Raw genomic sequence first — 19454 nt, 5'->3', positions numbered from 1 at the left:
TGTTCGGGCTTGGTGACCTCCTCTTCCCCCCCCCCCCCCTGACCCCCCTCCACCCTCCACCTTGATCCGGCAACAGGGGGAATCTTCCCCCCGGGTTTTGCGGGTCCCCCGCTTCGGTGCATCGCAATGATGCACTGTGTAGGTTCAGTGTTCCTGCCTGGTGTCAGTACTGGACGTCGATCGCCTGGATTCCGGTGAACTCGACTTCGAGTCCGGCGGCGCGTCCGCCGTCCTTGAAGTAGGTTTCCTGGAATCCCTCGGCCATGATGGCGCGCATCTGTTGGTCACCGGCGCCCTGGTCCTGGGCGGTGAAGAGGCGGCCGGCGTAGGCGGGTGGGAGGTGGACGGTCAGGTGCCGTAGCCGGGCCTCGTCGGTGGTGCCGACGGGGGCGGTGTAGCCGAAGTAGGCCCACACCTCGACGGTGATGCCCGTGCTGGTGGCGGCCTTCTTGCGGGCCCGGCGGCGGATGCCGGGCTGCCACACTCGTTGGACCTCGCGCTTCAGGGCTTCGCGCAGTGCGGCCCTGGGGGTCTTGCGTTGGCCGGCGAGGTAGCGCTCGACGGTGCGGCGACTCACGCCGAGCCGGGCCGCCAGGGCGGCGGTGTCGCCCTTGGCCGCCTTGGCGAGCAGCCGCATCTGGGCCTGCGCGCTCTTGGGTGGCGCCTTGGTGAAGTGCTCGGGCGCGGCCCGGTCGATCGCGTCGGTGATCTCCTCCACAGCCTCCTACTTCCCTTCGATGGTGCTGCTGTCGTAGCCCTTGATGTGGCGGGCCGGGTTGATCGGCTGGTCGCGCTCCAGCCAGTCCACGACGGTGAGCATCTGCTGGATGCCCTCGACCTTGGCCAGGCCGGGGGTGGCGCCGAGGCGGAAGGTGCCGGGCAGCACCTTGCCCGAGCCGGTGAGCGGCAGGAAGCCGAGCGGGTCCGTGGTCGGGGAGGCGTAGACGACGCAGTCGTTGTTGACGCCGAGCGGGTAACGGCCGTTGGCCTTCGCCACGTTGGCCATCTTGCGGTGCATGTTGACGCGGGCCTTGGCGATGACCGCGGCCCGGATGTCCGGGCGCCAGGTCTCGCGCTCAAGCGCCGGCCACGGCTCGCCGGGCTTGTAGGTCAGGCCCTGGGGGCGCTCTCGCAGCTTGCCGATCCCGAACTTCACCGTCGACTTCACCGCCGAGAGGACCATGGCGATCTGGTGGTGGCGCCAGGTGGCCGAGGCGAGCTGGTCGTCGCCCATCGCGGCCAGGTGGCCCAGGCCCTCCGCGGCGAGCGCGGCGCGCAGCGCGTCCAGGTCGGTGCCCGCGTTCTTGAGGAGGCGGTGGGCGGTCATCGCGGCGAGGAAGGCGCGTTCGTCGGTGTCCTTGTCGGTGGGGATGCCGGCCTCGGCCATGGTGGTGACGTAGGCCTCGCGGAGGCGGTCGTGCCAGGGGTCGAGGTAGGCGCCGCTGTGCTCGCGCAGGTAGGCCTCGGTCGGGGTGACGTCGTGGCCGAGTTCCTGGGCGTAGGCGACGGTGGGGGTGGTGTACCAGGCCGGGCCGGTGGGGGGGTTGCCGGTCGGGGTGAACGGGCTGGGCAGGCGGGGGTCGGTGGGGATGTGGGACAGGTCGACGAGCCAGCTGCCCGGGGTCTTTTTGTCGAAGTGTGGGTTGGTGACGTGGAGCGGGCCGGACAGGCCGACGTTGAGGCGGGCGGCGGCGGCGAGGTAGGCGGTGTTGATGTCGATGCCGACCGCGAACGGTTCGATCATCTCCGCTTCGGAGAGGGTCTCGACCGGGCGGATCCACTGGTAGGACTCCTCGTCGAGGAAGCCGCCGGTCCAGCCCTGTGCGGCGGGGTGCTCCGGCGGGACCTCCGGTGGCGCTGCCTGGACGACTTCGGTCAGCGCGCCCGGGTTCGGTCCGGACACCCACCCGCCGCTCTGCTCGTCGCGTACCGCCCTCGTGGGCGGGCGTAGCGCGGTCATCAGTTCCAGGCCGCTGGTGGCGCTGGAGCCGCGGGGGGTGATGACGCGTTGGGCGTAGACGCCGAGGACGCGGGCGAGGTCGGGGGCGGGCAGGTGGGCGGCGTCGCCCCAGGCGCGGGTGTCCAGGGCGCGCCAGGGCAGGACGGCGAGTTGTACGCATTGGCGTCGGCCGTCTTTGACGGGCTTGTAGATGCGGGCCCAGGGGCCGAAGCCGCGGCGGGTGAGCTGCCATTTGGAGCGGGCGAGTGCTTTGACGATCTTGTGGTCGTCGGGCAGGCGCTGGGTGCGGCGGGTGGCCGGGTCGTCGTCCAGGGTGGGTGGCAGGCCGAGTTTCTGGGCGGCGGCAGCGGTGAGGACGATCAGGGGGTCGGAGTCCTTGCCGTTGCGGTGCAGTCGTGGGGTGCCCAGGCCGGATTCGGTCAGGGCCCAGGTGACCAGTTGTGCGAGTGTGGTGGCGGGGCAGTCCAGGAGTAGGCCGCCGACTGCGTAGGCGGTGCCGTCGTCGTCCAGTACTGCGAGTGGGCCGTGGGGGTATTGGGCGTCGCTGTGTGGTGTGGGGCGGGCGGCGGGGCGCAGCGGTTGTGGTTGTGGTTGTTCGGCTGGTTGTTCTGGCGGGATGCGGTCGGGGCGGGGGCTGTCGTCGTCCGGGTTCGCGGTGTCGTCGGTGGTGGGTTTCGGCTCGGCCTTTGTGGGGGTGGGGGTTGGGGCGAAGGCGGCCGGGACTTCTTCGACTGTGCGGGCTGCGGGGGCGGGGGTGGGGTGCTGTTGGGCCCAGCCTTCGAGGAGGCGTGCGTAGGCTTCCAGGCGTGGTGGCCTCGGCTCGGAGCGGCCGGCTTCCCAGTTCTTCACGGATTGCACCGTTGACTTCAGTACCTGGGCCAGTCGCGCTTGGGTGACTCCGGCGGCCTCTCGGAGGCGTGCTCTTTCGGTTGGCTCCGGCAGTTGTGGGCCTGGGTCGTTCAGTAGTGCGTCCACTGCTGCGAACAGTTCGTCCTGTGTGGGCATCGGAACTCCACCTCCTCGCCCTACACTAGTCCATTTTTAACCCTGGAATTGAAGCTCTTTGGTGGTGGTGGGGCCTTGTCTTTGTGGCTGTTCCATGGGGTTTTTGGCTGTCTGGCTGTTCGTTGGCGGAGGTGGGTGCTCTTAGCCCTGGAACATCTGGTGTTCGCGGTGTGGTGACGGCGGCGGTTGGGGGGTGTTGGGCGGGTTCGGGGTGGCGTCCGGTCACATCCCGGCGGCGGCCGGCCAGACGGTCGCGGCCGCGGCGGCGAGGAGCCCGGCGTTGAGCGCGACGCGGCGGTCCCCGCCGGTCAGGTGCACGGCGATCGCGCCGGTCTGCAGGAGCACGAACCCGACGGCCGCGGCCACGGCCAGCCCCGGCGCGACACCGACCGCCGGCGGCAGCAACAGGCCTGCCGCGCCCAGGAGTTCGGCCACTCCCAGCGCCCTGACGGCGGGCAGCGGTACGCGGTCCACCCAGGCCATCATCGGGCGCAGCCGGTCGCGGTCGCGGGTCGCCTTGAGTGCGCCCGCGTAGAGGTAGAAGGCGGCGAGCGGTGTGGCGAGGAACCAGTAGGCGATGGTCATGACGTCCTTTCACGGTCACCGCCGGCGGGTGGCCGGTCGGCTTCAGGCCAGGTCGGCGGCGGGCTCGGTGACGGGCTCGGTGACGGGCTCGGTGACGGGCTCGGTGACGGGCTCGGTGGCGTAGCGGCTCATCGTGCGCAGGCCGGCCTCGGGGGTCGGCGGCCCGCCGTCGGCGGTCATGTCCCGCAGGTCCCGGAAGTACTGCAGGTACAGGTCGGGGGTGAACACGCTGAGCATGACGGCGCTGTGGTCGCTCACGTTGGCGAAGGTGTGCGGGGCGCCGGGCGGGACCATCACGAACGTGCCCGCGCCCGCGTCGTGGTGCTGGTCCCCGACGGTGAAGCGCACCGTGCCGGAGATGACGTAGAAGCCCTCGTCGTGGCGGGCGTGGCGGTGCTGCGGCGGTCCGGGGGTGTGCGGGGCGAGGAGGGACTCGGTCATCGCCAGGCGGTGCCCGGTGTGGCTGCCGTCCTCCAGGACGCGCATGCGCGTGGTGCCCATGACGATCGTCTCGCCCTCGCCGGGGGCGACCACCGATACGGTGGGGCCGGCCTGCGGTTCACTGGTCTTCGCTGTGTCGGTCATGTTCCGAGTCCACCGCCGGGGCCCCGCCGGTGTCCAAGACCCGTTCCACCACGCCGATACCCGGCGGGTATCGTCGCAGCGTGGAGCTACGTACCCTGCGCTACTTCGTGGCGGTCGCCGAGGAACTCCACTTCGGCCGGGCCGCCACCCGCCTGCACATGAGCCAGCCGCCGCTGAGCCGGGCGATCAAGCAGCTGGAGAAGGAGAGCGGCGCCCTGCTGTTCGCCCGCTCCCCCGCCGGCGTCACCCTCACCCCGGCGGGAACCGTGCTGCTCGACGAGGCGCGGGCCCTGCTCGACCGGGCCGAGCGCCTGCGCGCGCGCGTGGCCGCGGCGGCCGGTGCCGCGACCCTGACCGTCGGCATCCTGGGCGACGGCACCGACCCCGGCATCACCAGGCTGGCGGCCGCCTTCCGCCGCAGCCACCCCGGCGTCGAGATCCGCGTGCGCGACACCGACCTGACCGACCCGACCTGCGGACTGCGCGCCGCACTGGTCGACGTCGCCCTGACCCGCGCGCCGTTCGACGACACCGCCCTGGCGGTGCGCGTGCTGCGCACCGACCCGGTCGGCGCGGTCCTGCGCGCCGACGACCCGCTGGCCCGGCGCGGCCGCCTGGAACTGGCCGACCTGGCCGGCCGCCGCTGGTTCCAGTTCCCCCCGGGAACCGACCCCCGGTGGCAGTCGTACTGGAACGGCGGCACGCCGCGCGAGGGCCCCGTGGTGCGCGGCGTCCAGGAATGCCTGCAGGCCGTGCTCTGGAACAGCACGGTCGGCCTGGCCCCGCTCGGACACGACCTGCCCGAGAACCTCACCACCGTCCCGCTGGCCGACATGGCGCCCAGCCCGGTGGTCGCGGTGTGGAACGACGGCGACACCAACCCGCTGGTCCGCTCGTTCGCCGAGATCGCGACGGCCGCGTACCGCCAGGTGTGACAGGTGTGAGAGGAGGCCGCCCTGCGAGAGGGTGGCGTCCGTCGAAAAAAAGTGGTCCCGGATCCGCCCGCCGTGTCGATCCGCGGCCACGCCGTTCGACCTGGGATGGAGAGGGCCGGAAAGCGGCCCCCGAGCAAGGAGTGACGATGTCGAAGTACATGCTGATCATGCGGGGCACGGACGAGAGCGTCGCGAAGATGATGGAGACGCCCTTCGAGGAGATGCTCGAAACGGTGGGCCGCTTCAACGAGGAACTGATCCGGGCGGGCGTGCTCGTCGCCGCCGAGGGACTGGACGACCCCTCCCAGGGCGTGGTGGTCGACTTCAGCGGACAGAGCCCGGTGGTCACCGACGGCCCCTACGGCGAGACGAAGGAACTGTTCGGCGGCTTCTACGTGATCGACGTCGCCTCGAAGGAGGAGGCCGTCGAGTGGGCCAAGCGGCTCCCGGCCATCACCGGCTCGAAGGTCGAGATCCGCCGCGTACCGGGCATCGAGGAGTTCCCGCAGGACAACGAGTGGATCGCCAAGGAGCGGGCCTGGCGCGAGCGGACCGGCCAGCACTGATGCCCACCACCCCCGACGGCCCGCCGAGCACCGAATCGGCCCGGCGGGCCGCCGAGGCCCTCTGGCGGATCGAGTCCGCCCGGATCGTCGGCGCACTGGCCCGCTACACCGGGGACTTCGCGCTCGCCGAGGACGTCGCCCAGGAGGCGCTCGCCGAAGCACTCGTCGGCTGGGCACGCGACGGCGTGCCCACCAGCCCGGTGGGCTGGCTGCTGGCGACCGCGCGCCGGCGCGCCATCGACGCCTTCCGCCGCGCCTCCGCCCTCGACGAGCGCTACACCCTGCTCGCGGGCCAACTCGCCGAGGGCCAGTTCAGCTCCGGCCCGGCCACCGCCTCCGGACCGCCGCACGAACTGCCGTGGGACCCCGACCGGGTCGACGACGACGTCCTCGCGCTCATGTTCACCGCCTGCCACCCCGTGCTCTCCCCCGAGGCCCGGGTCGCGCTCACGCTGCGCGTGGTGGGCGGCCTGTCCAGCGAGGAGATCGCCCGGGCGTTCCTCGTACCCACCGCCACCGTCCAGGCCCGGATCACCCGGGCGAAGAAGACGATCGCCGCGGCGCACGTGCCGTTCGAACTGCCGCCGGCCGAGGAACGGCGCGAACGGCTCGGCGCCGTCCTGAGCGTCCTGTACGTGATCTTCACCGAGGGCTCGACCGCGACCGCCGGCGACCACCTGCTACGCCCCGACCTCGCCTACGAGGCACTCCGGCTGGCCCGGACGCTGGCCGCCCTGCTGCCCGCCGAACCGGAGGCGTGCGCACTGCTCGCACTGTTCGAACTCACCGCCGCGCGCTTTGCCGCCCGCACCGCACCCGACGGGGAGGCGGTGCTCCTGGAGGACCAGGACCGGCGCCGGTGGGACCGCTCCGCGATCCACCGCGGCCTGGCCGCACTCGGCCGCGCCGCCGCCACCGGACGGGGCCTCGGCCCCTACGGCCTCCAGGCCGCGATCGCCGCCTGCCACGCGGCGGCGCCCTCGGTGCAGGAGACCGACTGGGAACACATCGTGCTCCTCTACGAGGCACTCGGCCGCGTGGCCCCCTCCCCCGTCGTCGAACTCAACCGGGCCGTGGCCGTCGCCATGGCCAACGGACCCCAGCAGGCGCTCCACCTGGTCGACGAACTCGCCGCCTCCGGCCGGCTCTCGGGATCGCACCTGCTCCCGGGCGTACGCGGCGAACTCCTGACCCGGCTCGGCCGCACCGCCGAGGCCCGCGCCGAACTGGAACTCGCCGCCCGGCTGTGCCGCAACACCCGCGAGCGGTCGGTACTGCTGCGCAAGGCGGCCGCGCTGCCATGACGCCCGGGCGGGCGGGGACGAATCGTGCCCGGCCGTCACGAGCGGGGGCGTCGCGAGGCGGGGCCGTCACGAGCCGGGGCAGAACTCCGCCTCCAGCTCGGAGGTGAACACCGCGATCGGCCAACTCCCCTCGACCCAGTCGCCGTTGACGTTGGTGGCGAGCAGGTGCCGGCCGTCGCGGGTGCCGAACACGTAGGACCACGAGCCGTTGATGGCGCCGCCCATGCCCCAGACGGTGGGGCCGCAGTCGAGCCTGATGCCCGCGACGCCCAGACCGTATTCCGCCTGGTCGATCCACTGGTGCCCGGTCGGGATCATCGTGAACATCTCCCGCTGCTGGGCGGGCGGCAGGAGCCGTCCGCCCAGCAGGGCGGCGAAGAAGGTGTTCAGGTCGCGGACGTCGGAGACCATGTCGCCGGCGGCCCAGCCCCAGGACGGGCTCAGCTCCGTCACGTCGTAGGCGGTGGCGTTCGGCCCGGTGAGCCCCAGACGCGAGTACTCGCGCCCGTGCGGCCCGTGGATGGCGGTGTCGTCGGAGGAGGGTTCGTAGGTGCCGGTGAGGCCCAGCGGGGTGGTGATCCGCTGCTCGATCTGCGCGGCCAGGGTGCCGCCGGAGGCCCGCTCGACGATCAGGCCGGCGAGGACGTAGTTGGTGTCGGAGTAGGTCCAGCCGGTACCGGGCGCGAAGTCGGGCCGGTGGGCGAGCGCGATCCGGACGAGCTGTCCGGGGGTGTAGCTGTCGAAGCGGTGCCGCAGGAAGGGCAGGCCGCTCGCCTCCTGCCGGACCTTCTCGTCCATCGCGTAGTTGTAGATGCCGCTGGTGTGGTTGAGGAGCTGGCGCACGGTGATCCGCTCGCCGTCGTAGCCGGGGGCGTCGAGGAGGCCGGGCAGCCAGCGCTCCACGCTGTCGTCGAGGCTCAGCCGCCCCTCGGCGGCGAGCTGGAGGACGACGGTGGCGACGAAGGTCTTGGTGGTGCTGCCGATGCGGAACCGGTCCTGCACGAGACGGGCCCGCCCGGTGGCGAGGTCGGCGACGCCCGCACTGGCGAACCACCGGCGGTCGCCGTCCCGGACCTCGGCGACCGCGCCGGGCAGACCGCCCGTGGCCACCGCCCCGTCCAGCACCCGCTGGACCCCCGGGTGCCCGCCCCTGCCGCCCGGCGCGGGCGCGGCGAACGCCGGTGCGACGGCGGCGCCGGCCAGCACGGCCCCGGCGAGCAGGGTGGCGACGGCTGCGCGCGTGGTGGTTCCCATGGCGTGTTCCCCCTCGATGTGGTGTCGCGGTTCGGGAAGAAGCTACGAGCAAATTCACATAATGGTCAATACGAAACCTGCCGATGGTGGATGTATTCGCAGGTAGATACCACAATATTCTTGCAATGACCCTCCCGGTTAATGCAACAGAACGTCGCAACTCCATTGCAACAGTGGGCGAGCCGGACGGATACTGTTCACGCGACGGAAGGAGACGAGGACGGATGCCCGGAGCCAGGCTGACCCCGCAGGACCGCCACCGGATCGCCGCCGGACTGGCCGAAGGGCTGGGCTACGGCGAGATCGCCCGGCAGATCGAACGGCCGACCTCGACCGTCACCCGCGAGATCGCCCGCAACGGCGGGCCCTCCGACTACCGGGCCGAACACGCCCAGCGCGCCACCGCACAGCGCTCCCGCCGCAGCGGCACGACCGCCCGACCGGCCGCCGCCGCCACGCCGCCGGCCGAGGGCCGCGACCCGCAGGCGGTGAGCGAATTCGCCGACGAACTGGCCGAACTGCTGGTGCACAGCGGCCTGCCCCGCATGGTCGCCCGGGTCCTCGCCTGCCTGTACGTCACCGACGACGGCAGCCTCACCGCGGGCGAACTGGTGCAACGGCTGCAGGTCAGCCCGGCCGCCGTCTCCAAGGCCGTCGGCTACCTGGAGGGCCAGGCGCTGATCCGCCGCGAACGCGGCGAACAGCAGCGCCGGGAGCGGTACGTCATCGACGACGACGTCTGGTACCGGGCACTGCTGGCCAGCGCCGAACGGAACACGATGCTCGCCGGCGTCGCCCGCCAGGGCGCCGAGACGCTCGGCCCCGGCACACCGGCCGGCGCCCGGATGGACGACGCCGCAGCCTTCCTGGACCGGATCGGCCAGGACATCGTGCGCTCCGTGCGGCAGTGGCGGGAGGAGAGCCGGCCCGGATCGCGGACCGGCTGATCCCGGACGCCCCCTGCGGGGCGGTCGGGTGAGATGCGCAATGGTCCGGGCGGGTGGGGCTCCGCACCCGATCGGGTGCCGTATCCGCGGATACGCGGCGGGTTCTTCGACAGGGTGGCCGCGGTGGACCGGCCGTCGGCCCCCGGGGCGTGCCGGCGGCCCGGTGGGGGCTGGTTCAGGCCGTGGGGCCGGAGGCCGACCGCCGGGGTAGAGCCGGGTGCGCAGTTGCGTCTCGGCGCTGCCGGGCGACACCCCGGGGGCCCCGGGAGAGCGTTCGTCCGGGGCGGGTGCGCCGGGCGGGGGGCGACGAACCCGGTGGGAGGGCGCGGCCCCGCGGGGGCGGCCGGAGGGCGGCGACCGGCTGAACCGGGCCTGTCCGGTGCCCCGTTCCTCCGTGAAAGGCAGCTCTGTCGTGCTGCCGTCACTGCCGATTTCCGTGGAGGACCGCAGTGCATCACCGTTCCCGTCCAGTGGCCAGGGTGCTCGGCTCGGGCGCCGCCCTGAGTCTGGCGCTGGCGCTCACCGTGACCGCCTCCCCCGCCCTGGCCGCGCCGCCGGGCCCGACCGCCGAGTCCGATCCCGTCCCCGCCCTGGTGGCCGGTGAGGGCACCGCCGCCCCGCAGTTGGTGACCGGGCTGTCCGAGGCGGCGCCCGGCGGTCCGGTCGAGGCGGCCCGGGCCCATCTCGCGGCCCACCTGGACCGGTACCGGGTCGATCCGGGGCAGCTGACCGAGCTCGCGGTCGAGCGCACGGCCGCCGACCGGCGCACCGTCAGGTTCCAGCAGTACCACGGCGGCATACCGGTGCTCGGCGGGCAGTACCTGGTCCGCCTCACCGGCGAGGGGGCCGGCCAGCGGGTGGAGTCGGTCGGCGGCAAGTACTTCACCGGGCTGACCGCGCCGACCGCGCCCGCCGTGCCGGACGCGGTGCTGCGCAAGCTGGCGCTCGACTCGCTCCCCGACCCGCGCGCCCGGGCCGGGGCCACCGCCGAGGACCGCGGCCTGGTCGTCCTGCCGGGCGGCACCGGCCGACTCGCCCGGCACTTCACCGTGCACACCGCCGGCCCGGGCAACGGCGAACCGCTGGTCCGCGAGGTCTACGCGGACGCCACGCTCGGCGTGGTCGCCCTCGCCCACGACTCCTCGGCCCCGTACCAGGTCGGCGGCGCCGACGACACAGGGGCCGGCGCCGCCCGTGGCGCGGCCGCCGCCGAGCCCGCCACCGGGACCGCACCCGACCTCCTGGGCCGTACCGTGCCGGTGAACATCTCCCGCCAGCCGGACGGAAGTTACCAACTCGTCGACCTCACCCGGCCCGTCACCATCACCACCTACGACGCGACCGGACGGGACTACAACGAGTTCAGCGGCCGACTGCCCGACGGCAGCCTCCCCGTCGCCTCCCCGGGCCCGGCCTTCCCCGCCTCCACCGGCACCAGCGGCGCCACCGACGCCCACCTCAACGCCGCCGCCGTGTACGGCTTCTACCACGACCGGCTCGGCCGCGACGGCCTGGACGGCAAGGGCGGCGCGATCACCTCCGTGGTGAACGTGAGCAACCGCGGCAAGCCCTTCCCGAACGCCGCCTGGGACGGGCAGAAGATGCTCTACGGCAACGGCAACGCCAGGTTCCTGCCGTTCTCCGCCGCCCTCGACGTGGCCGGGCACGAGATGACCCACGGCGTCATCCAGCACACCGCCAACCTCGTCGGCGACGGCCAGTCCGGGGCCATGAACGAGGGACTCGCCGACTACTTCGGCAACGCCATCGAGGTCACCGCCCGAGGCATGTCCATGGACGACCCGGCGGCCGCGCTGATGGGCGAGAACCTGTGCCGCACCGGCACACCGCAGGACTGCGCGAACCGCCGCCTGGACGACCACCGCACCACCGTGGACGACTACCTCGGCGCCGGGCTCGACCTGGACAACGGCGGCGCGCACCTCAACGCCACCATCTTCAGCGGCGCCCTGTGGGACATCCGGCGCACCCTCGACCCGCTCACCGCCGACCGCCTCGTCTACCGGGCGATGGCCGAATACCTCACCCCGCTCGACGACTTCGTCGACGGACGCAACGCGGTGCTCGCCGCCGGCCGGGCCCTCAAACTCAGCGGAGCCCAACTGCGCAAGGTGGCGGCCGCGTTCGACGCACACGGGATCAAGGCCGGCTGGCAGAACCGGCTCGGGACGGACACCCGCCCGCTGCTGCCCGGCACCTCCGCCCCGGTCGGACCGGCCGCGGGCGGAGGCCACTGGGTGATGGGCAACACCGACCCGAACGGCAAGGGCGCGACGGCCCTGTACACCGGCTCCACCACCGCCCCCGGCACCCCGACCCGGCTCAGCCCGGACGACGGGCGGATCCACGGCTGGGCCGCCACCGACGGCACGTCCGCCGTCTGGCTGGCGATCGGGCCCGACGCCACCGGCACGTGGGGGACGGAGGTGCTGACCCGCCCGCTGTCCGGCGGCCCGGTGCGCAGCGTGTTCCACTCCCCCGACCAGTCGCCCGGCAGCGTCCGGGTGTCCGGCGGGGACATCGCCTTCACGGTGACCGACAACGACACCGGCCGCACCCGGGTCCGCCTCTCCCACGACGGCGCCCCGCCCGTGGAACTCCCGCTGCCCGAAGGCCACAACCTCACGTCCTTCACGTCCCTCGCGTTCAAGGACGGCCTGCTCGGCTGGATCGAGTCCTGGACGGCCGACGGGGCCGGCGTCCAGGCGCCGACGGTCTTCTCGACCGCCACCGGCAAGGTCGCCGCCCAGTACCCGGTGAGCACCCCGAACGGCACCGACCCGCCGTACCTCGCCTCCCCGCTGCTCGCGGGCGACCGGCTGCTCTGGCTGGCCGCCCCGGCCGACCGCACCCGCCCGACCGCCCTGCGCTCCGGCGCCCTGGACGGCTCCGGCGTGCGCGACCTGCTCTCCGCCGACTCGCCGTACACCCCGGCGGACATGGAGCTCACCGCCACCGACCAGGCCGTCACCTTCCTGCACCGCGGCGCCCAGCCGAGCAGCGGCTGGTCGAACGCCGCGCTGCCCAAGCTGTACCAGCTGCCGGTCGGCGGCGGCACCCCCGTGCGGGTCTCCTGCAACCGGGGCAGCCAGTTCCACGCCGCCGCCGACCAGGGCACCCGGGCGGTCTGGCTGGACGCCACCGCCGGGCGCAACGACCTCGTGGTCCGCGACCGCCCGGCCGGGTCCTGCTGATCCGAGCGCGGCCGCGTCGTTCGCCCCGGTGCCGGCGGGCACCGGGGCGGACGGCGAGGCGGGCAGCGGATCCGGGGTGGACGGCGGGTGCCAGCGCGCTGTGCGCGGTCTGCCAGCGGCGGGCCACAGGCTGGGGCCGTCCAGGTCACCCGGCAACCAGAGGGAACTGATCCATGTCGCCAGCTGCTTCTCCTTCTTCCACTCCTTCTTCGGCTGCCCCTTCGCCGTCCCGGACGGGGTGGTCGCGCCGCCTGCGGCTGGCGCCGCTCGTGCTGACCGCGTCGGCCCTCACCGTGGGACTGGCCGCCGGTCCGGCGCTCCCGGCCCCCCTGACCACCGCCGGGTCCGCGCCCTCCGCGACCCGGGGCGGGGCCGAGGCGCAGCTGGCTCAACTGGAGGAATTGGCACGGCAGTTGGTGGCTGCCGGGGCGCCGGGGGTGGTGGTGCGGGTGGACGACGGCCGGGGCCGGCCCGTCGAGATCGCCGAGCAGGCCCCCTGGGCCGCGGCGGACCAGCGGCTCGCGGTGGGGGACGAGTTCCGGATGGGCTCCAACACCAAGACCATGATGGCCGTGATCGCCCTGCAACTGGCCGCCGAGGGGCGGCTCGCGCTGACCGACCCGGTGGAGGCGTGGCTGCCGGGCCAGGTGCCCGACGGCCGGGCGATCACGCTGCGGATGCTGCTGAACCACACCAGCGGCCTGGCCGACTACACCGAGGACCCCGCCGTCCTGCCGTCGATCCTCGGCAAGGACCCGCACCGGTGGACCTCCGCCGAACTGCTCGCCGTGGGCGTCAAGCGCCCGGCGCTGTTCCCGCCGGGCACCCGGTGGTCCTACAGCAACACCGACTACGCGGCGGTCGGCGCCGTCCTGGAGCGGGTCACCGGGGCGAGCCTCGCCGACCTGGTCCGCGACCGGATCGCCCGGCCCCTGAACCTGAAGCACACCTACCTCGCCACGGACGGCAGCTGGCGCGGCCGGTACGTGCGCGGCTACGAGCCGGACTCCGCCCACATGCCGGCGCAGGTGCCCGCGGCGTTCCGGGACGTGGCCGGGGTGCACCGCGACGGCCGGGTGGACGTCTCCGGCAACGACCCGGGCTGGGGCGGGGCGGCCGGGGCCGTGGTGTCCACCGCGCAGGACTGGTCGCGCTTCTACAACGCGCTGATGTCCGGCGGGCTGCTGCCCGCGGCCCAGCTGGCGCAGCTGCGCACCACCGTGCCGATGGACCCGCAGAACCCGGTGGACGGGCCCGGCTCCGGCCTGGGCATCGAGACGGGCCGCACCCCCTGCGGCACCGTCTGGGCCCACGACGGGGGGATCACCGGCTACTCCAGCACCAACCTCACCGACGGCACCGGCAGCCGTACGGCCACCGTCCTGATCGCGACCGAGTTCCTGTTCGAGTTCGGGGCCGACGCGAAGCTCACCGCGGCCGGCCAGGCCCTGCAGAGTGCGGTGACCTGCGCCATGTTCGGCAAGCCGGCCCCTGCTCCGGCCCCTGCTCCGGGTCCGGCTTCAGTTCCGGCTCACTGACGGGGGCGGCCCGGCCGCGGGTGCGGGTGCGGGTGCGGTGATGATCGCGGACAGCAGGTCCCTGGCCTCGGTCCGCGCCATCGCCGCACCCGCGGCGTGCGCGGACGCGAACCCGGCGGCTCCCAGGTCGGCCGTGGCCCGCCCGGCGATCCTGTGCACGTCGGTGTCGCCGAGGTCGTCCGAGCCCCGCAGCAGGTCGGCGGCGCCGAGCAGGAGCGCCGCCTCCCCCGGCCGGCCGCGGCACAGCTCGATGTCGGCGGCCGCCACCGCGATCCGGGCCGCGACCGCCGAGTTCCAGGTCAGCACCAGGTGCACCGCCGGGTGGTCGAGCCGGCGCACCGCCGCGTCGGGCAGGCCGTCCGCGGCGTCCAGCTGCGCGAGCACGCCCAGCAGCAAGGCGGTGAGGTGCGAGGGCACCGGCTGGACGCCGGGAGCCTGGGCCAGGGCGGCCAGGGCGTGTGCGCGGGCCTGCTCCCGCTGCCCGGCCCGCCACTCCAGCTGGGCCAGGCCCAGGCACACCAGGGCCCTGGGCTCGGCCCATCCGGCCTGCGCCACCTGGTCGAGCAGGCCCTCCAGCTGCCGCCGCGCGCCGTCCGCGTCCCCGGCCTGGGCGCGCATCAGGGCGGCCTGGACATCGCTGTCGACCGTGTCCTCCTGCATCCCGAGCTCCTGGAAGTACCGGGTGGCCCGCTCGTTCATCGCCAGCGCGCCGGCCAGGTCGCCGGAGCGCCGCCGCAGCGAACCGAGGGTGCTCAGGGCGGTCGCCATGCCCCACCGCTCGCCGAGCGCCTCGAAACCGGCCAGCGCGTGGGCGAGGAAGCCCGCCGCCTCGGTGACGTCCCCGGTGTGCAGGGTCAGCAGGCCCCGCACGAGCAGGGCGAACGGGCCGCTGGAGGGGTCCTTGCGCTCGCCGTCCGGGAAGTCCGGGGAATCCGCGGGGGCCGGAGGGTCGGGCGTGTGCGGCGGCGGCTGCGGGCCGGCGATGGCCGCGGCCAGCCGGGCCAGCTCCAGCAGGGGGTGGACACCGGGGTCGACGCCCGCCATCGCCGCCTCGATCCGGCCGAAGGCGGCCGTCCTGTCCTCCGGTCGGCCGATGGACTCGGTGCCGACCTCGTACGTCGCGATCACCAGCGCGCGGGCCGCCGGATCGGCCGGCCCGGGGACCTCCAGGACCCGTTCGAGCAGGTCCAGCGACTCCGGCGGATAGCCCCGCATGGACCAGAACCAGCACAGCGCGGCGCCGAACCGGACCGCCGTCGCGGCGTCCCCGGACTCCACCGCCCAGCGGATCGCCGCCAGCAGGTCGTCCCGCTCGGCCGACAGCCGGGCCAGCCAGCGCAGCTGGTCGCGGGTGCGCAGCCGCGGCTCCGCGGTCTCGGCCAGGGCGAGGAAGAACCCGCAGTGGCGTTCGCGGGCGGCGCCGGCCTCCCCGTGGCGGGTGAGCTGCTCCAGGCCGTACTCCCGGATGGTCTCCAGCATCCGGTAGCGCGGCTCGCCCGTGGCGGCGGCTCCGAGCGGGTGCAGCAGCGACTTGTCGACCAGCGCCGCCAGTAGCTCCCGGACGTCGCGGGCCGGGGCGTCGGGGGTGGGGGCGTCGTGGGCCTCACGGTCGCCCGAGTGGTGGTCGGCGTGCGGGGCGGCGAGCCCGCCGACCGCCTGCGCCGCGTCCTCGGTGAAGCTGCCGGGCGCCACCGACAGCCGTTCCAGCAGCGCCCGTTCGTCGGCGGCCAGCAGCTTCCAGCTCCAGGCCACCACGGCGCGCAGCGTCTGGTGCCGGGGCAGGGCGGTGCGGCTGCCCCGGGTGAGTAGCCGGAACCGGTCGTCCAGCCGGGCGGCGACCACCTCGGCGGGCAGGGTGCGCAGTTGGGCGGCGGCCAGTTCGATCGCCAGTGGCAGGCCGTCCAGGCGGCGGCAGATCTCGACCGCCGCCGCCAGCGAGCCGTCCTCCTCGGCGAAGCCTGGGTACACGGCGGTGGCCCGGTCGTGGAACAGCCGGACCGCCGCGCAGGCGCGGGCCTGTTCGGGCGTCGAGCCGGGTTCGGGCAGTTCCAGGGGGAGTACCGGGTGCAGGTTCTCGCCGTCGATCCGCAGCGGCTCCCGGCTGGTGGCCAGGACCCGCAGCCCGGGGCACCGGCCGAGCAGGGTCTCGGCCAGCGTGGCCGCCGCGTCGATCACGTGTTCGCAGTTGTCCAGCACCAGGACCGGGTCGTCGTGCGTGAGCACCTCGGTCAGGCGGTCCAGGATCTCCTCGGGGGTGCCGGGGCGGCGGGTCGGGGCCGCGGCGTTCTTGGGCAGGTCTGCCTCGCGCGTGCGCAGGGCGTCGAGCACCGCGCGGGGCACGTCCGCCGGGCCGGCCGGGGCCAGGGCGACGAACCACACCCCGCCGGGCGGTGTGAGCCGGCGGCCGGCGGTGGTGGCCAGCCGGGTCTTGCCGGACCCGCCGGGGCCGACCAGGGTGACCAGGCGGGCTCGGCCGAGCAGCTCGGCCACCCGGCGGATGTCGTCCTCGCGGCCCACGAAGCTGGTCAGCGGCGCGTCCGGGTTGCCGGGCGGCCGTGGTCGGCGGGGTTCCGGCCGTTGGGGTGGCGGCTGTTGGGGTGGCGGCTGGTCGTCGGGCGTGCGGTGGCCGGAGGGCGGCCGGTGGTCGGGGGGTGCCGGGAGCTCGCCGCGCAGGACCGCGAGATGGGCCGCCCGCAGCTGCGGTCCGGGGTCGCTGCCGAAGGTGTCGGCCAGCCGGGCGCGCAGCCGCTGGTAGGCGGCCAGTGCCTCGGCGCCCCGGCCACCGGCGGCCAGGGCCCGGATCAGCTGGGCGTGCAGCCGTTCGTGCAGCGGGTGCCGCGCGGTCAGCGATTCGAGTTCGGCGATCAGCTCCGGTCCGGCGCCCAGCGCGAGGTCGGCCTCGATCCGGTCCTCCAGGGCGGCCAGCCGCGCCCGCTCCAGCCGCCCGGCCTCGGTGTCGGCGAACGGCGCCTCGCGCACGTCCGCCAGCGCGGGGCCGCGCCACAGGGCCAGGGCCTCCCGCAGGGCGGCGGCGGCCTCGGCCGGCCGGCCCTGTGCGTGCAAGTGCCTGCCGGAGCGGGCCAGTTGCTCGAACCGGGCAGTATCCACCGCACCGGCCTCGACGGCCAGCCGGTACCCGGCCGGTCCGAAGGTGAGCAGCGCGGGGTCGCCCAGGACGCCCCGCAGGCGGGACACCAGTGACTGCAGGGCGTTCGCCTGGTCGGCCGGTGGCGCCTCGGCCCACAGCGCGTCCACCAGGACCTGGGGCCGGACGGCGCGGCCGGCGTCCAGCGCGAGGTAGGCCAGCAGCGCCCGCAGCCGCGCGCCGCCGATCGGCAGCGGGCCCGCTCCGGCGTCCAGTACCAGGGGTCCAAGCAGGCCGACGCGCACCGGGTCACTATCGCAGCAGCACCGGTTCGAGCGTCAAGTCGCCGGGCGGCGCGCGGGCGGCGCGCTCCCCCGGCTCCGGCGGGTCGCCCTTCACCTCCTGGGGGCGGCGATGGGGGGGCCCGGGTGAACCGGTAGCCCCGGACAGCCATCCCCGGTAGCGCTCCGCATACGAATGTGTGTGGATGGTGACAGGACGCCATTTCGTGGCAGTCCGATCGACCATCACCACCCTTATCTGGAAGGGCTCTTCCCCCATGCGTACTGCGCGCCGCGTCCTGACCGTCTCCGCCCTCTGCCTCCCGCTCGTTCTCGGCGGGGCGACCATCGCCTCCGCCGACACGCCCGACAACATCCCCTCCCTGAACTACGACCACGGGGCGTTCTCCGTCGGCCCGAACGGCAGTGCCCTGCACATCACCGATGTCCAGTTCGGTCCTGACGGTGCCTCGTTCCTCGACGCCGCCGTCGCGGTGGGCCCCAACGGTGTCGCCGGCTACGCCACCGAGACCGGTATCGGCATCGGGGGCTGATCCCCTCCGCTCTCCCCATGCCGGGTGCCCCGGGACGAACCGTCCCGGGGCACCCGCACGCCCGGAGCCGGGGGCCGCGCGGGGCGGCGGCGTTCACCCGCCCCCGCGCGGGCTGACGAGCATGCGGATGTCGTCGGCCGCCCAGAGGACGAACCGTTCGATCGGGACCACCCGGTGGCCCGGCACGGGCCGAAAGCGCAGGCGCTTGAGGAGGACGGCCAGCAGCAGTTCGCACTCGACCATGGCCAGGGCGGCGCCCTCGCAGCTGCGCGGGCCGAACCCGAAGGGGACCCAGGCCAGCCGCGCGCGTCCGGCCGCCTGCTCCGGGGTGAAGCGCTCGGGGCGAAACCGTTCGGGCTCGGGCCAGTGGTCGGGGTTCAGGTGGATGGCCCAGAACGGGTAGAAGACCACCGCCCCGGCGGGGACCTCGTACGCGCCGAGGGTGAGCGCTTCAGTGGTCTGGCGCGCGCCGTACGGGCCGGGCGGGTAGAGGCGCATCGACTCCTGGAGGACCGTCCGCAGGTACGGCAGGCGCCGCAGGTCGGCGTACCCGGGGGCCGGGCGGTCGCCGAGCACGCGGTCCAGTTCCCCGGTGACGCGTTCGGCCGCCTCGGGGTGGCGGCCCAGCAGGTGCAGGGTCCAGGAGACGGCCACGCCGGTGGTGTGGTGGGCGGCGAGCATCGTCGCGAGGACGGTGTCGCGGATCCGGGCGGGGCGCTCGCCGGCCTCGACCAGTGCGCCGACCAGGTCGCCGCGGTCGGCGCGGCCGCCGTCGCGGTGGGCCGCGATCACCCGGTCGACCGTCGCGCGCAGGAGGGCGAGCGCCCGCGCGGTCCGCTCGGCGCGCTCCTGCGGGTCGACGGCGGGGGGCACCTGGTAGAGCCGTTCCAGGTAGTCGGCGAGCACCTCCTCGAAGGCGGCGGCGACGACGTCCGGGCCCTCGACCTCGCCGCCCAGGGCGTACGCGCAGATCATCCGCAGGGACAGGGCGGTCAGGTCCTGCTGCAGCGCGACGGCCTCGCCCCGGGCGCCCCGCGCGACCCAGCGGTCCGCGAGGCCGGTCGCGAGCGCGGTGAAGCGGTCGAAGGCCTGCTCGTGCGAGGGGCGGCTGGCCAGGACCGAGAACAGGGTGCGGCGCCACGGGGCGTGTTCGTCCGCCGGGAGCACTTGCAGGTTGCCGGCCTCGAACAGCGGGTCCAGGAAGGAGAACAGGCGCTCGGGGCGGCGGTCCAGGTGCGCGGTGGCCTCCAGCAGCACCGGGTCGGCGACCGACACGGCCGTCTCGGCGCCGGGCAGCTGGAACCGTGCCACGGGGCCGTACTCGGCGTGCAGCCGCAGCTGGTAGGCGTGCAGCCCGCCCGCCTGCGCGATGGCGCCGACCCCGCCGTCCGGCCGGGGGTCGGGACCGGGGATCTTCATCGGACCTCCTGGTGACGCATGGTCGGATCCGCCGCCCGGACGGTGGACGCGGGCGGCGCAGCGCCGACGGCCGTGGGGACCAGGATCGCGCGGGAGCGCGTCCGGCCGGCAGTGGCGACGCCGGGTGAAATTGCCAGCGCTTGCAAACAATCGGCGCACACAACTATTGTGGTGTCACGCAAAGTGCACCTGCAATCATTCGAGAAGGCTTCCCCTCGCCC

14 protein-coding genes are annotated in these 19454 nt (G+C 74.3%); 7 read left to right on the top strand and 7 right to left on the bottom strand.

All coding sequences use genetic code 11. The features are described from left to right. Positions 1-163: 163 nt before the first annotated feature. From tpg to ACFVX9_RS35835, 4 genes are all read right to left on the bottom strand, one after another. Positions 164-718 carry a telomere-protecting terminal protein Tpg gene (tpg, locus tag ACFVX9_RS35850; protein ID WP_380346369.1) on the bottom strand — a complete coding sequence of 185 codons (555 nt, stop codon included), beginning with the start codon at positions 716-718 and terminating at the stop codon, positions 164-166. Between the two features lie 6 nt (positions 719-724). Then, a complete protein-coding gene (gene tap / locus ACFVX9_RS35845; protein WP_387986020.1) occupies positions 725-2965 on the bottom strand; it encodes a telomere-associated protein Tap in 2241 nt (746 codons plus the stop codon). A gap of 222 nt (positions 2966-3187) precedes the next feature. Continuing rightward, the gene (locus ACFVX9_RS35840) at positions 3188-3550 is read right to left on the bottom strand and encodes a DoxX family protein (protein WP_387986017.1); all 363 of its coding nucleotides are present in this window, start codon (positions 3548-3550) and stop codon (positions 3188-3190) included. A 42-nt stretch (positions 3551-3592) separates the two neighbouring features. Then, the gene (locus tag ACFVX9_RS35835; protein WP_387986015.1) at positions 3593-4135 is read right to left on the bottom strand and encodes a cupin domain-containing protein; all 543 of its coding nucleotides are present in this window, start codon (positions 4133-4135) and stop codon (positions 3593-3595) included. Positions 4136-4215: 80 nt separating this feature from the next. Between ACFVX9_RS35835 and ACFVX9_RS35830 the strand changes: the two genes are divergently transcribed. From ACFVX9_RS35830 to ACFVX9_RS35820, 3 genes are all read left to right on the top strand, one after another. Then, on the top strand, positions 4216-5070 hold the full coding sequence (locus ACFVX9_RS35830; RefSeq protein WP_380344629.1) for a LysR family transcriptional regulator: 855 nt from the start codon (positions 4216-4218) through the stop codon (positions 5068-5070). Between the two features lie 146 nt (positions 5071-5216). Further along, positions 5217-5636 (top strand): YciI family protein, encoded by a 420-nt coding sequence (locus tag ACFVX9_RS35825; RefSeq protein WP_380344626.1) that lies wholly within the window; start codon positions 5217-5219, stop codon positions 5634-5636. Continuing rightward, positions 5636-6940, top strand: coding sequence for an RNA polymerase sigma factor (locus ACFVX9_RS35820; RefSeq protein WP_380484675.1), 1305 nt, complete (start codon positions 5636-5638; stop codon positions 6938-6940). Before ACFVX9_RS35825 ends, ACFVX9_RS35820 begins: the two co-directional genes overlap by 1 nt. A 66-nt stretch (positions 6941-7006) precedes the next feature. Here the strand turns inward: ACFVX9_RS35820 and ACFVX9_RS35815 are convergent, their stop codons facing one another. Beyond that, positions 7007-8194, bottom strand: coding sequence for a serine hydrolase domain-containing protein (locus ACFVX9_RS35815; protein WP_387986010.1), 1188 nt, complete (start codon positions 8192-8194; stop codon positions 7007-7009). Between the two features lie 224 nt (positions 8195-8418). Between ACFVX9_RS35815 and ACFVX9_RS35810 the strand changes: the two genes are divergently transcribed. The 3 genes from ACFVX9_RS35810 to ACFVX9_RS35800 all read left to right on the top strand — a co-directional run bounded on the left by ACFVX9_RS35810 (position 8419) and on the right by ACFVX9_RS35800 (position 13894). Then, entirely contained in the window at positions 8419-9141 is a 723-nt protein-coding gene (locus tag ACFVX9_RS35810) for a MarR family transcriptional regulator (RefSeq protein WP_380344617.1), read from the top strand. A 470-nt stretch (positions 9142-9611) separates the two neighbouring features. Next, a complete protein-coding gene (locus tag ACFVX9_RS35805) occupies positions 9612-12356 on the top strand; it encodes a M4 family metallopeptidase (RefSeq protein WP_387986007.1) in 2745 nt (914 codons plus the stop codon). Between the two features lie 269 nt (positions 12357-12625). Beyond that, positions 12626-13894 (top strand): serine hydrolase domain-containing protein, encoded by a 1269-nt coding sequence (locus ACFVX9_RS35800; protein ID WP_387986005.1) that lies wholly within the window; start codon positions 12626-12628, stop codon positions 13892-13894. On the opposite strand, the gene ACFVX9_RS35795 is transcribed toward ACFVX9_RS35800, so the two are convergent. Further along, positions 13877-17284: a BTAD domain-containing putative transcriptional regulator gene (locus tag ACFVX9_RS35795; RefSeq protein ID WP_387986001.1), complete on the bottom strand. Its 3408-nt coding sequence runs from the start codon at positions 17282-17284 to the stop codon at positions 13877-13879. The two genes, ACFVX9_RS35800 and ACFVX9_RS35795, sit on opposite strands and share 18 nt — an antisense overlap. Before the next feature lie 254 nt (positions 17285-17538). Between ACFVX9_RS35795 and ACFVX9_RS35790 the strand changes: the two genes are divergently transcribed. Then, positions 17539-17814 (top strand): hypothetical protein, encoded by a 276-nt coding sequence (locus ACFVX9_RS35790; protein WP_387985998.1) that lies wholly within the window; start codon positions 17539-17541, stop codon positions 17812-17814. A gap of 93 nt (positions 17815-17907) precedes the next feature. On the opposite strand, the gene ACFVX9_RS35785 is transcribed toward ACFVX9_RS35790, so the two are convergent. Further along, the gene (locus ACFVX9_RS35785) at positions 17908-19233 is read right to left on the bottom strand and encodes a cytochrome P450 (protein WP_387985995.1); all 1326 of its coding nucleotides are present in this window, start codon (positions 19231-19233) and stop codon (positions 17908-17910) included. Positions 19234-19454: the final 221 nt, after the last annotated feature.

The sequence above is a fragment of the Kitasatospora sp. NPDC058243 genome (assembly GCF_042882025.1).
Taxonomy (GTDB): domain Bacteria; phylum Actinomycetota; class Actinomycetes; order Streptomycetales; family Streptomycetaceae; genus Kitasatospora.
Note: the sequence above shows the minus strand (reverse complement) of the source record. Positions and strands in the feature narration are given on the sequence as shown.